General features: G+C 69.5%; 9 protein-coding genes and 2 pseudogenes. 7 read left to right on the top strand and 4 right to left on the bottom strand.

Features of this window, described 5'->3' with window-relative positions:
- The first annotated feature begins 112 nt into the window (after positions 1 to 112).
- Positions 113 to 2,968: an AfsR/SARP family transcriptional regulator gene (locus M4J07_RS32000; protein WP_255977487.1), complete on the top strand. Its 2,856-nt coding sequence runs from the start codon at positions 113 to 115 to the stop codon at positions 2,966 to 2,968.
- 18 nt (positions 2,969 to 2,986) lie between these two features.
- Here the strand turns inward: M4J07_RS32000 and M4J07_RS31995 are convergent, their stop codons facing one another.
- A complete protein-coding gene (locus M4J07_RS31995) occupies positions 2,987 to 3,850 on the bottom strand; it encodes a carbon-nitrogen hydrolase family protein (RefSeq protein ID WP_255977485.1) in 864 nt (287 codons plus the stop codon).
- Between the two features lie 98 nt (positions 3,851 to 3,948).
- Here M4J07_RS31995 and M4J07_RS31990 point away from each other — a divergent pair, with 98 nt between their 5' ends.
- The 3 genes and pseudogenes from M4J07_RS31990 (at position 3,949) to M4J07_RS31980 (ending at position 5,129) form a co-directional block, all read left to right on the top strand.
- Positions 3,949 to 4,242 (top strand): hypothetical protein, encoded by a 294-nt coding sequence (locus M4J07_RS31990; RefSeq protein ID WP_255977483.1) that lies wholly within the window; start codon positions 3,949 to 3,951, stop codon positions 4,240 to 4,242.
- Positions 4,243 to 4,478: 236 nt separating this feature from the next.
- A pseudogene (locus M4J07_RS48555) lies at positions 4,479 to 4,712 on the top strand (GNAT family N-acetyltransferase); the annotation flags it as partial.
- A 3-nt stretch (positions 4,713 to 4,715) separates the two neighbouring features.
- Positions 4,716 to 5,129 (top strand): hypothetical protein, encoded by a 414-nt coding sequence (locus tag M4J07_RS31980; RefSeq protein WP_255977480.1) that lies wholly within the window; start codon positions 4,716 to 4,718, stop codon positions 5,127 to 5,129.
- Here M4J07_RS31980 and M4J07_RS31975 read toward each other — a convergent pair.
- Positions 5,064 to 6,623 carry an MFS transporter gene (locus M4J07_RS31975; RefSeq protein WP_374215116.1) on the bottom strand — a complete coding sequence of 520 codons (1,560 nt, stop codon included), beginning with the start codon at positions 6,621 to 6,623 and terminating at the stop codon, positions 5,064 to 5,066. The genes M4J07_RS31980 and M4J07_RS31975 overlap by 66 nt on opposite strands.
- A 295-nt stretch (positions 6,624 to 6,918) precedes the next feature.
- Here M4J07_RS31975 and M4J07_RS31970 point away from each other — a divergent pair, with 295 nt between their 5' ends.
- The 3 genes from M4J07_RS31970 (at position 6,919) to M4J07_RS31960 (ending at position 11,067) form a co-directional block, all read left to right on the top strand.
- Positions 6,919 to 7,272, top strand: a complete 354-nt coding sequence (locus M4J07_RS31970; RefSeq protein ID WP_255977478.1) for a hypothetical protein — start codon at positions 6,919 to 6,921, stop codon at positions 7,270 to 7,272.
- 1,169 nt (positions 7,273 to 8,441) lie between these two features.
- Entirely contained in the window at positions 8,442 to 9,179 is a 738-nt protein-coding gene (locus M4J07_RS31965; protein WP_255977475.1) for an AfsR/SARP family transcriptional regulator, read from the top strand.
- A 376-nt stretch (positions 9,180 to 9,555) separates the two neighbouring features.
- Positions 9,556 to 11,067 (top strand): eCIS core domain-containing protein, encoded by a 1,512-nt coding sequence (locus tag M4J07_RS31960; RefSeq protein ID WP_255977473.1) that lies wholly within the window; start codon positions 9,556 to 9,558, stop codon positions 11,065 to 11,067.
- A 115-nt stretch (positions 11,068 to 11,182) separates the two neighbouring features.
- On the opposite strand, the gene M4J07_RS31955 is transcribed toward M4J07_RS31960, so the two are convergent.
- Both M4J07_RS31955 and M4J07_RS31950 read right to left on the bottom strand, forming a co-directional pair.
- The gene (locus M4J07_RS31955) at positions 11,183 to 12,289 is read right to left on the bottom strand and encodes a hypothetical protein (protein WP_255977471.1); all 1,107 of its coding nucleotides are present in this window, start codon (positions 12,287 to 12,289) and stop codon (positions 11,183 to 11,185) included.
- A gap of 363 nt (positions 12,290 to 12,652) precedes the next feature.
- Positions 12,653 to 12,922 (bottom strand): annotated as a pseudogene (locus tag M4J07_RS31950) (DUF6519 domain-containing protein); the annotation flags it as partial.

The following is a 12,922-nucleotide window of genomic DNA, read 5'->3' as shown; positions in this document are numbered from 1 at the left end:
AACCTTGCGTGAACCTTGCTTCACTGGTCGGGGCGGGTCGATTCATGAAGCGGGCGGGGCGACGGCAGCCCAGTGCACGGGATGGTGCAGAGCGACTGCGGGGCGAACGGGAATGACGGAGTTTCTGCTGCTGGGAACGGTCGAGGTGCGGGATGCGGACGGCACGGCCGTGGACGCGGGACCGGCCAAACAGCGCGCGGTGCTGGTGGCGTTGCTTGTGGACGCCGGCCGGTGGGTGGCGACCGAGACGCTGATCGACCGGGTGTGGGGGCACGACCTGCCCGCCCAGGTGCGCCCCTCGCTCTACGCGTACATCGCCCGGATCCGCCGGATGCTGGCAGCGACGGCCGCGCCGCTCGGCGCTGGCGGCACGACGGGTTCCGTTGCGGAGCCGCAGTTGCGGCGCGGCCCCGGCGGTTATCTGCTCGACGTTCCGGCCGACCGGGTCGACCTGCACCGGTTCCGGCAGCTGGTCGAGCAGGCCCGCGCCGTGGACCACACGGATGCCGCGCGAGTGCTGCTGCTCCGGGAGGCGCTCGAGATGTGGCGCGGCGAACCGCTGGCCGAGCTGAGCGGAGCGTGGGTCCGGCGCACCCGGCAGCGCTGGGCCCAGGAGCGGATCGAGACGGTACTGGCCTGGGCGGAGGCCGAGATCCGCGTGGGCAGTCACGCGGCGGTGATCAATGAACTCACCGCTCTGGTCGACGAGCATCCACTGGTGGAGCCGCTGACCGTGGCGCTGCTGCGGGCTCTCCAGGCCGCCGGTCGCAATCCGGAGGCCCTGGCACGCTACGCCGCTCTGCGGAAGCGGTTGGCCGAGGAGTTGGGCACGGACCCGAATGCGGAGGCGCAGCAGCTGCATCAGGCGATCCTGCGTGGCGAATCCGCCCCGTCCGCGGCGACGGGCACGCGGCCGCCCGCCGTCACGAGGGCCGATCGCGTGGTCCCGGCCCAGTTGCCTTTGCGGGCGCGGGGGTTCACCGGCCGGACGGAGGAACTGGCCCGGCTGGACGGGATCCTGCCCACGGCCGTCGAGCGGCCGGCCGCGGTGGTGGTCTCGGCCGTGTCGGGCACGGCCGGCGTGGGCAAGACGGCGCTGGCGGTGCACTGGGCCCACCGGACGGCCGACCGCTTCCCGGACGGCCAGCTGTACGTGAACCTGCGCGGCTTCGATCCCTCCCAGGCGGCGGTGGCGCCCGATCAGGCGGTGCGGAGCTTCCTCGACGCGCTGGGCGTGCCCGCCCAGCAGGTCCCGGCGGACGTGCAGACGCAGGTGAGCCTGTACCGCAGCATGCTGGCGGGGCGGCGGGTGCTGGTCGTGCTGGACAACGCCCGCGACGCCGACCAGGTCCGCCCGCTGCTGCCCGGCTCGGCCGGCTGTCTGGCCGTGGTGACCAGCCGGAGCCAGCTCGCGGGACTGGTCGCCACCGAGGGCGCTCACCCGCTGGTCCTGGACCTGCTCTCCCCGGCCGAAGCCCGCGATCTGCTGGCCCACCGGCTCGGCGAGGACCGGGTGGCGAACGAACCGGACGCCGCGCAGGAGATCATCACGCGCTGCGCGGGGCTCCCGCTGGCCCTGACCATCGTCACGGCCCGCGCCGCCACCCACCCCGGCTTCCCGCTCGGCGCCGTCGCGGCAGAGCTCCGTGACAGCCACGGCAGTCTCGACGCCTTCACCGGGGGCGACCTCACCACCGACGTACGGGCCGTCTTCTCCTGGTCGTACCGTGCCTTGTCCGCCCCGGCCGCCCGTCTGTTCCGCCTGCTGGGCCTGCACGCCGGACCCGACATCCGCACGGCCGCGGCGGCCGCCCTCGCCGGAATGCCGCTCCGGGAGACCTCTGGGCTGCTCGTCGAACTCACCCGCGCCCACCTGCTCACCGAGCACCTGCCCGGGCGGTACACCCGGCACGACCTGCTGCGGGTCTACGGCGCCGAACGCGCCCTCGCCGAGGAGACACCGGCGGAGCGGGACCGGGCCGTCGAGCGGGTCCTCACCTGGTACCTGCACACCGCGGACGCCGCCTATCCGTTCTTCACCCCCTACCGTCGGCGGGTTCCCCTCGGCCCGTTGCCCGCCTCATGTGATCCCCTCGCGTTCAGTACCTACGACCAGGCCCTGGAGTGGTGCGAAGAGGAACACGCCAACCTCGTCGCCGCCGTGCACCAGGCCGTCGCCGTCGGCCGGCCGGGGACCGCCTGGAGACTGGCCGGTGCCTTGTGGGGGTTCTTCTACCTCCGCGGCTATCTGCACGGCTGGCTCGACACGACTCAGGCCGCTCTCGTCGCCGCCCGCGACGCCCACGACCGCAGGGGCGAGGCGTGGAGCCTGAGCGACGTGGCCTGCGCCCTGACGCAGAACCATCGGTACGACGAGGCCATCGACCACTTCCGGCTGTCGATGGCCCGCTGCCGGGAACTCGGGGACGAATACGGCAGGTGCCAGTCCCTGGTCAACCTGGGCTACATCTACCGACGGATGGGCCGACCGGAGAAGAGCGTCGAGTACTGCCGCAGGGCACTGGCCGTCTTCCGGGTCCTCGGTGACGACTTCCGCAAGGGGAACGTCCTGGCCAATCTGGGCGACTCCTATCAGCAGCTCGGGCGGTTCGACGAGGCCATCGGCGTCCTGGAGCAGGCGCTGCCCGTCCTGCGCGCCGAGGGCGACCGCTGGTGCGAAGCCGTCGCCCTCGACTTCCTCGGCACAGCCCACCGCCGACTCGGCCACCACGACCAGGCGATCGAGTGCTACCGGCAGGCGTTCGACCACCACGAGGAGATCGGCAACCGATTGGGGCAGGCCCACGCTCTCGACAACCTCGGCCAGGTCCACCTGGCCACCGGCAGGCCGGACAGGGCGCGCGAGAGCTGGCAGGAGGCACTGGCCATTTTCACGGAGTTCGACCGTGTGGACGCCGAGCGGACACGGGAAAGGCTCCGTCACCTGGACGCAGAAAGGTGTCCGTGACGGGACGCCGACAGCGCATCAGCCGAGTTGATGGCCGGCGCGCGCGTCACTGGTCGCGTTGTGCAGGTCGCGCAGCATGGGCTCGGCATCGCGGACGGCGAGCAGGGCCTGCGGGTCGAGGTCGGCGGTGATCAGTTCGGGCCGGTCCGTGCCGGCCTCGGCGAGCGGCCGCCCGTCCGGGCCCCAGATGGCGCTGGAACCGCAGGCGTGCCAGCCGCCGGTCGTGCCGATGTGATTGGCCAGTACGGCGTAGCAGGTGTTGTCCAGGGCTCGTGCCGGGAACCACGTGCGGGACTCGTGGTAGCCGTTGCCCACGCTGAACAGGGCGCCGACGACGTAGGCGTGACAGCCGTCCAGCGCCGCCGCACGGGCGTGCTCGGGGAAGCCGGAGTCGTAGCAGATGCCCAGGCCCAGGCGCCAGCCCTCGATCTGCAGGGTGCACCCGGCCGCGCCGTCGCGGTAGATCTCGCGTTCCGACTTGAACAGGTGCTGCTTGTCGTAGCGGGTGACGAGCTCGCCGCTCGCGTCGAAGACCAGCGCCGAGACGTAGAGGTCCCCCTGGTCGTGGAACGCGGCGCCGACGACGGCGGCCGTGCCGGTCTCCCGGCAGGCGTCGGCGATCGGGTTCAGTCGCGGGTCGCCGGGCTGTACGGCGCACTTGTCGGGGGCGGCCCGGATGAGATCGGGTTCGTAGCCGCTGAGGAACTTCTCCGGAAGGACCACGAGCCGGGCCTCGGCCCGCGCAGCGTCACGGATGATGCCGGCCACGGTGGCCACGTTGGCTTCGACATCACCGGCCACTGCCTGAGCCTGCGCGGCGGCGATGCGAATCGGACGCGAGGGGAGCGGGTGGACCGGACGCTGAGCAGCATGTTCTGTCACGGACCTTCACACTACCGCCATGCGCCGCACCTGCTTGATCGGGCCCGGCTCATCTCAATCGGCTTGCTGTCCTGATGCCGATCCGTGATCGTGGGCTGATGCCAGGACAGGGGAAGAGAAGGCGGCGGGAAGAGGCCGCCAGGCGGCAGGTCGCTGCTCGCACGGGGCAGGACGCGGGCCAGTGGGAGCCGGTCGTCGAGACGCGCGATCAGGTGGAGATCCGCACGCAGTTGCGCCGCCTTCGGGAAGCAGGGGTCGACGGGTCGATGATCCGGATCGACACGTTGTGCGGGCGCCTGGAGCTTCCGACCACCTACCGGCTGAGCCGGTTCGTGCCGCGTCCTGGACAGGAGCGCGAACACGAGGGACAGGAGCGCGAACACGAGGGATAGGAGCGCGAACACGAGACTCTGATCGTTCACGTCCGGCTGATCACCCGCGGGCCCAGAACCGGACTTGCCATGATGTCGACCATGCCCTCCCTGGTCACTGCTGTGATGCCCACCGGCAGCCTCAACGCCTCGCCCCAACCGACGCTGCCCATCGACGACGACGACCTGCGCCTTCGGCCCTGACGGCCTTCCGACGCAGCCGCCGTCACGCGGGAGTTCCGGGACCGAGCCATCGTCTGGGGGAAGCCGGTTTCAACCGCCTCGAACTCGGCCACTCGGCGATGAATGCCGCATGGTGCCGCATCGCCGAGAAGACCGGCTTCGCCCTGGAAGGCGTACGACGCCAGGCCCTGCTCCACGCCGACGGGTGGCACGACATGCATCTGCACTCCCGAGTCGGGCCCACCGCCCTGGTCCCGTCGATTGCGGATCCGCTGGGGCAACGTTCACCTTGTCGATGGCTACTCTGAGACGTGGCCGATGAGAAGGACAGTGGGAGCGGCTCGATCCGACGCCGCTGGTGGGACCCGGCGGTGTCCACCGTCGCGCTGGAACTGGCGGGTCTCGGCATCTGCGGGCTGGTCGCTCTGGTGGGGTGGCCGTTCGGGTGGCTGCCCGACACCGGTTTCGTCGAGATCGTGACGGGCGTGTTCGCGATCGGGCCTGCGGCTGAGTTGTACAGCGGGGCGGGCCCGCCGCGTCGGCTTGCCGCTGTTGCCGCTCTCCTTGCGCTGGTAGCGGTGAGACTGGTCGTGGCCGCAGCAGTGAACTGGGCTTTTCCTGCGCTGGTTGATCCGGGCGTCGGTGTCCTCGTCGGCTACCTATGTGCGATACCCGCTGGTGTGGCGGTGTTGGCTTGGTTCCTCGCCAGGGCGAACGTCGCTTGATGCGGCACCAGTTGACTGCCGCTTCGTGCGCAGGAACATGGTCGCGAGGACGACGCCGAGGAAGACCAGAGCCGCGTTGACGGCAATGGCGACGGTGACGCCGTGGTGGATGCCCGAGGCGGTCGTTGCGCCGGTCGCGGTGGCCGTGACCACCGTCGACATGATGGGCGTGCCGAGCGTGATGCCGACCTGTTGGGACATCGAGGCGAGGCCGGTGGCCAGGCCCTGCTCCTCGTCCGGGAGCCCGCTGGTGGCGGTGACCATGAAACCGACGATGACGAGCATGTTGCCGATGCCGCCGAAGAAGGTCGCGGGCAGGAGCAGGGCCATGGAGACGGTGGTGGTCGTGCCCAGGAACAACAGTGCGGCGGTGAAGACGGCCTGGATGACGCCGCCGGCGACCAGGGCGGTGAGGGTGGAGGTCCGCGCGATGACCTTGGGGGCGAGCAGTCCGCCGACGACCGTACCGATGCCGAGGACGCCGAACGAGATGCCGGCGGTCAACGGGGAGAAGTCGAGGGTCTTCTGCAGGTAGAGGGTGAGCAGGTAGACGAGCGAGGTCTCGGTGACGAAGGCGAGCAGGCCGAGGACATTGCCCCAGGCGACGTTGCGGCGCCCCAGCGTCTTCAGCGGGACGAGCGGATCGGCGACCTTGCGCTCGATCGGGAAGAACGCGGCGAGGAGCACGGCACCGCCGCCGAGGCCGACGACCGTGTGCGTGTTGGTCCAGCCGTGCTCACCGGCCTGGGTGAGGCCGTAGACCAGACCGAGCAGGCCGAGGGTGACCGTGAGCGCCCCGGGCAGGTCCAGCTTCGGGCGGGTGGCCGGCTTCGACTCCTTGATGACGGTGGGCGCGATGAGGACGACGGCCAGCGCGACGGGCACGTTGATGAAGAAGGCCCAGCGCCAGGAGAGCAGGTCGGTGAGGACGCCGCCGAGGATGGCGCCGGCGGTGAATCCGGCGGACATCAGCGCACCGTTGATGCCCAGCGCCTTCTGGCGCAGGGGCCCTTCGGGGAAGGACGTGGTCAGGAGGGCGAGCCCGGCCGGAGTGGCGGCTGCCGTGGCCAGACCCTGCGCGACGCGGGCGACCAGCAGCACCTCCGGCGAGGTGGCGAGCCCTCCGACCAGCGAGGCGAGGCCGAGCAGCGCCAGACTCCCGACGAAGATCTTCTTACGGCCGATCAAGTCACCGATCCGCCCGAAGAGGAGCGTGAATCCGGCCGCCGACAGCGCGAACGTGGTAGCGATCCACTGCAGGTTGGACAGCGAGAATCCGAACCCGTCCCCGATCGCAGGGAGGGCGACGTTCAGGATCGAGAAGTCGACCGCCAGCATGAACTGGGAGACGAGCAGGACGGCCAGGACCAGCTTCAACCGGCGTGTCAGGAGCTGTGGCTGGGGTCTCGGGGTATCACCCGGGGGAGCGGTCGCGGCGTGCGCCGGATGCGACTCGTCAGGGCTGGCTGCAGCCTTCGTCTTGACTCTGGTCATGGCGGATTCTCCTTTCGTTCCCGCCCCCCCGCTCGCGGATGTGGCGGCACGCGGGAGGGCAGGGCTGGGCTGGGCCAGGTCGGTTCCGGGACCGCCACCACCAGCGCAAACGGGATGGCGGTTCCGTTAAGGCGAGAAGGTAGCAGCGCATCCTCGTAAAAGGAACCCTGGTTCCAATAGGGCGTCGTGTGCCTACCGCCTACGTGAAGCCGCCCTCGACGGAAACCTGTTGGTCCGGAGTGCTGCGCCGTTCGAGAATGACCCTGCTCATGGCGATGAGAGGAGCACGAAGTCGATGACGATCCCACCTGCCCTTACCGAGGCGGAACTTGATGAACTGGACGAGGCGGTGCAGGCCGCGACGCCAGGTCCGTGGTTCGTCCGCTTCCTCGATGACGACTGGGCCATGAACCTCGTGGCGGTGAGCACTGTCCCCGATACCGGCCTCGGCGAGCGATGGCCGGACTTCGAGCATCACGAGATCGTCGCCGCCACCCTTGTCCAGCAGCCGCGTTACGTCGATGTCGCCGACAAGCAGTGGGATGAGAACGCGCGCTTCATTGCCGCGGCCCGCGAGTGCGTGCCCCGACTCATCGCCGAGGTCAGGCAGTTGCGTCGGCAGGTCGAAGCCGTGGCGGAGGGCGGTTAAGAGGGTTGGGCGTTGTCACTCTGCTCGGTCCCGTGCCATCGGAGGATCGGCCCAGTATCGGAACGGTCCCTCGGGACCCGTGATGGTGACCGAGCCGCTCCGGCCGGCGCTGCTCCAGTCCAGCTCCAGGCGCCAGGAAGCATCGGACTGCGAGCAGGGATAGACCTCGAATACCTCTGGATCGCTGCTCGACACTGTGAACGGAAAGTCCAGGGGAAGCCCTGATGGCGGGCTCGGAGGCTGTGCACACTGCGGTTCCGGGGGGAGCGGAACCAGTGACGGGGGAGTGCGATCGAGGTGGGCCTCGAAGCCCCGTACTTCGAGCTTGCCGTGAGTGAATCCCCTGTCCACGGCAGGGCGCGGAGGTGTGCGTGACAGGACGACGGGGCGCAACTCCGCCAGAATGACGGCTTGTTGTGTGAGGCCCTCGACCGTCACACGGACGCCTGCGCCGAGGCCGAGGAGGGTGCCGTCCGCAAGCTCGACGATGTCGTTCGACCGCCTGCGATCCTCGACGGAGACCAGCAGGGGGACCTCCGGGGGAGATGGCGCCGGGTGGATGTTGATGTCCCCGTGGACGCAGCCGGCCTGGACCACCGGGCCGTGGAACTGAGCGTTCCCTGACATCTGATTGCTCGTGCGGTGTGGACCATCTGGCGACGGCTCTGTCATGACCTGCCCCCCGTATGTGTGGTCAGACAACCATGCGCCGTCCTCGTACTCCCCGGGATTGCTGATTCTGCTCCTCAGGGACGCTGCCGCGCACATGACCCTCGTAGGGGAATGCGCGCGGCAGCCCGAAGCAGAGATCGGGGAACGGGGAACGGGGAACGGAGACGGATCACCGTCGCGGAGCACCGATCGCAGGCCCATTCCGCGTCATTGAGGTTGTACGGCGAGTCGGCCAAAAGGCGTTGTGAGGCGACAGGTCCGGGACGAACGTCGTCTCGTCCATGTGCCCCCGTGCCCCCGTCGGTGTGATCGGCGTAAGAGGACGGGCATCCTCGGCCGGCTTCGGAGCTCGATGAAACGCCCCGGGAACATGGGGAGTTCCCCGATGCGTCGCCATCCTTCGAGCGGTTGCATCAGAGCAGTCGCAGGACACGTCAGGGGGAGAGCCATGGCCGGACAGAGGCGGGGGACGGATCATGACGAGTCTGGGGTGCACCATGAGCACCCTTGAGGCCGCGGCGCCCCGACTGCGCCTGTTGGGCGGCTTCACCCTCACCTACGGCCCCGCCGCCGTCGACGTCGGCACCGCTGTCCAACGCCTCCTCGCCTACCTTGGCTTGCGTCACCACAGCACGCGCACGGTGGTCGCGGGGACACTGTGGCCGGATGTCACGGAGGAGCGGGCCCACGGCAGTCTGCGGACGGCGCTGTGGCGACTGCACCAGGGGCGGGAGTCGTTGGTGCGCAGTGAGGGGGACACCCTGGAACTGGCCGCCGCGGTGGCGGTCGACGCGCGCGCCCTGATGGATTCCGCCCTGCACGTGGTCGACACGTCACCTCAGCCCGCCGTCCCGCCTCACGACCCGATCCCGTGGCTCCTGTTCGCCGGCGAGCTCCTGCCCGGCTGGGACGACGAGTGGATCCTCTTCGAACGAGAACGTCTGCGCCAGTTGCGTCTGCACGCCTTGGACGCTCTGGCCCACCGGCTCCTGAGGGAAGGCCGGCATGCGCTTGCGCTGGAGGCGGCTCTGGAGAGCGTGCGCATCGAGCCGCTGCGGGAGAGCGCCCACAGGGCCGTGGTGGCCGTGCACCTGGCCGAGCACAACGTGGTGGAGGCGACCCGGCACTATCGGGCCTTCAGAGATCTTCTGCACAGTGAACTGGGTGTCGAGCCGTCTGTCCGCTTCGTGGGCATGTTCCCCATGGGGGCGCAGGCCCGGTTGACCGGACAATGACGCATGGTTGACGTCGGCGCGCCACCATGCCGGTATCCACACGAGGTTCACTCACCCTCGACGAGCGGACCGGCATGGAAGACGTTCCGAACACTCCCGGTGCCCTCCTCCTCATTACTCTGTGGCTCGAACCCGCGGGGCCGGCACCGGCGCTACGTGCTCGCATCCTGCGCTCCGACGACATCCACGGCGAGACGGCCCCACCTGTCCTCGTGGCAGGGAGGCAGGCCGTGCTCGCCGTCGTCGGCGAGTGGCTGGACACGTACCAGAACCGTCACGCGCCGCCACCCCCGAACGGACCCGGTGGCCGAGCGACCGAAGTGACCACCGACGAGCCCGAGGGCGGACAAGGCGACCCATGACTCTCGTTCACGGAGTGCGGACACACAGGAGCTCTGAGCATGCCCAGGGGGAGCGCGAGGCCGACCGCACCGCCGCGCGCACCTGGCACACCGTGGGAATCGGCCCCTCGCTCGGGAGTGCCACGATGTCGGGCCGCGGGCTGTCCGACGTCCGGGTCCACAGCGACAGCGTCACGGCGGGCCTCGCCCGCTCGCTGGGCACTCCTGCCTTCACTGTCGGCGGGGTCGTGGGCCTGGATCCCGACGCCGTCGACTGGAACAGCCCTGTCGGAAGCCGGATTCTCGCCCACGAACTCGCGCATGTGCGGCAGGGCGGCGGGGCGCTGTCCGGGACTGTCGTGCGGCGCTTCGAAGGCGCCGAGCACCAGGACCTCGGCGACCGCGAGCTGCAGCGACTGGTGGCCTACCTCGGCACGCCGGACGGACGTGCCTGGGCCCTGCGGCACGGTCTCGACCCGGACGGACTCATCGACGGCATCAAGGCTGATCCGGTCGCGGCAGGGGCGCTGATCGCGCGGGTGGACCCGGACAGCGGCAAGGTTCGGGGCGGCGGCCTGACGGCTGGGCAGATCATTGCTCTGCAGGGGGACTTCTACGCAAAGCCTGCAGACCTGGCCCGGGCTCCGGAGGACGAGGTGCGCGGCGTTCTCGGCATCATGGACGACGAACGGCGTGGCAAGGACGGTGACACCGACAAGCGCTATGCCGCTGCCACCGGTGGACGCTACCTCGAACTCGCCGGCCGCAACGACGCCCACTTCGCACGACTGAACCGCGCCATGTGGCGTGGGCTGCACGAACAGGCCGTGGTCAAGGCCCGGGCGGCGGCGCGCGGCGACGAAACGGACTACCAGGCCGCACTGTTCCTGGACACCGCCGCGGGCCACTACCTGACGGACGCTTTCGCTGCGGGACATGTGATCGACAAGACCCAGGTCATGGCCGCGATCAGCCGGCATCTCAGGGAACGACCGACCCTCGCCCGACGTGGTGGCATGCAGCTGCACCTGAGCGGAATCGAACTCGTGGGCAAACTGCCGGACCTGGCCCTGAAGAACATCCATGACCGCCTGAACCGGGAAGGAGTTCCCGTCTCGAACGCCCGCGGAATGCGCTGGCGCACGTACGGCGACAAGCACCTCAAGGACTCCCCGGAGACCAGCCGGGTCGCCGCGCTGGCCGTGTTCCTCTCCCGGAGCCAAGTGACCGCCGCCCGGGCGGGGAGGACCGTCGATCCGGCCGAAGTCGAATCCCTGCTCCCCGACGATCAGAGCGTCGACGCCGCCACGCTCACCGCCATCGGTCACATTCCCCAGGCCGTCGCCGACGTGGAACAACTCGTCTTCGAGGGCCGCTCGCTCGCACCCGAGGTGTTCGGACGGGCGGTCGGCACCGTCATTCGCTCCAACCTGGACGCGATCGGCGACCCCGCCCGCGAGGAGGACATCCTGCGTGACGTGGAGAACGCCCGCCGACGCGGTGACGGACCGGTCGTGCCCCCGAGCTTCACGATCGGCCGTTGGTGAAACCGAGGGCCGACGCCGGCACCTGACCGGCGTCGGTTCCACTGACGGACCAGCCGCACCGTCGTCGCCAAGGGCCCCACGGACAATGCCCGTACGGCCACCGAACACTCTGCCATCACGAGGGCTGCCGACCCGTGGGGGAGGCGGTTTCCGGCTGGTTGGCGGGCTGCGAGGCGGGAAGGCATTCGTCGCAGTTCAGTCCGGGAAAGAGCCTGCCGCGGAACAGGTCCGTGAGAAGCCTGCTCCGTGAGACGAGACCCGTGTACCGGCCGCATCGCGTCACAGCGATGTACTCCGCTTCGGTGCAGAAGACGTTTCGCAACCACTGCTCTTCAGGCAGGGACTCGTCGAGGGCTTCCTTGTGGAGGAAAGCGCGAAAGAGGTCGTGCAGTCTGACGATGCTGATCTTCCGCGGGCCGAACCCCTTCTCCAGTTCGCGCATCTCGTGGAGGAGAATCTGCTCGGGCGCATCCGCCCTGCGTGAACCCCCGGTGAATGCGAGTTGTTGATGTGGCGGCAGCAGGCCGGCTGCAGTGTCGAGTTGCTCCGCCGGGGAAGTCGGAGCATGGACCAGGTTCCACCGTGCCATGGTGACCCTGGCGCGGTCGAGGGCTTGCCGCAGCGGGCCATCGGACGATGCGAGCGCTTCCAGCATGAGCGCCGGCTCGGCCCAGCCTTGGTAGACCCGGGGCCGACTGGCGTCCGTCGCCACGAAGGCGATGGCCCGAGGACTTCCCAGGCGCTTTGCCCCCGCGCAGATGACGGCCAGCCGTGTCTCCCACCATGCGGTGCCGTCCTGCAGATCGATGACGGCCACGTCGTTCCCGGTGAATGCGTCGATCGCGTCCAGGACTTGGGGACCGCCACTGTCCAGAATGTCCAGCCCCTCGGAGGCACCCATGTTGCGGGGGACGTCTCTGGTAGGTGCCTGCTCGGCGGCAGCTGCGGCGACCGCGCCGAAGTTGAGACTGAAGCCGAACCCGCCAAGGGAGCCGCCTCTGGCCGCGACCGCCTCCAGCAGCATGAGGAGGACGGGCAGGGACGAGATGACCAGAATGGCGATCAGGACGGCGGGCTCCAGGTCCTTGCCCGGCCAGTCGGCGAACGCCCTGAGCAGGAAGAATCCAGTGACCAGGCTGACGAGCAGAATTGCGCTCGTCAACAGGGCCCAGCCCGGCCCGGCGGGCCAGAACCGCCAAGTGTCTCGCTCGCGTTGCTCCATGACGGCACTCCCCTCTTTGTCGCGCACGATATGCGCCGGCTGTCAGCCGGGCGTCAACGGAACGTCACCGGACGTTCGAGACCCAGGGGGCCGGGACTGCTGCGCGCAGCCGGTCAGCGGAGTCTTCCGCCGGAGTTTCGTCGGTCCGCCGCCACGCTGTGGCCAGCGCGACTGCGAGTAGGCGGACTGGCGGGCTGACTGTCGGCGCACCGGATGCCCCATGTGGGAGAAGTGGACATGGCCGCGGAGGTGTTGGAGACCGAGCGGCGCGCCCGGTGCCGGGACATATGCAGTTGTCGCATGGAGCCTCCCGACGTTTCCGCGTGACAACGAACCTGGACTGCCGAACCATGGACCAGCACCTCACACGTCCGACGTCAGCGGCACCGCGAACGTCGTCCGCAGCGGCGACACCGTGTTCCCCGTCAGCAGTGCCAACGGCGCGTAGTGGTACGGCACTCCGTGCGGAGGGCTGCCGTGCGGGTAGGGCCAGATCACGTTCGCGAGGGTGCGGCGGGCCGGGAAGATCCAGTAGTCGCCGTTGCGGTAGGTGTGGGCGGTGTCCGTGGACGGGAAGAAGCGGATTTCTATGCCGTGTTCCAGGGGGATCCCGGTGTCCTCGGCGAGGGGGAT

It is taken from the genome of Streptomyces longispororuber (genome assembly GCF_024448165.1).
Classification (GTDB): domain Bacteria; phylum Actinomycetota; class Actinomycetes; order Streptomycetales; family Streptomycetaceae; genus Streptomyces; species Streptomyces longispororuber_A.
This window is presented reverse-complemented; position numbering and strand designations above follow the sequence as displayed.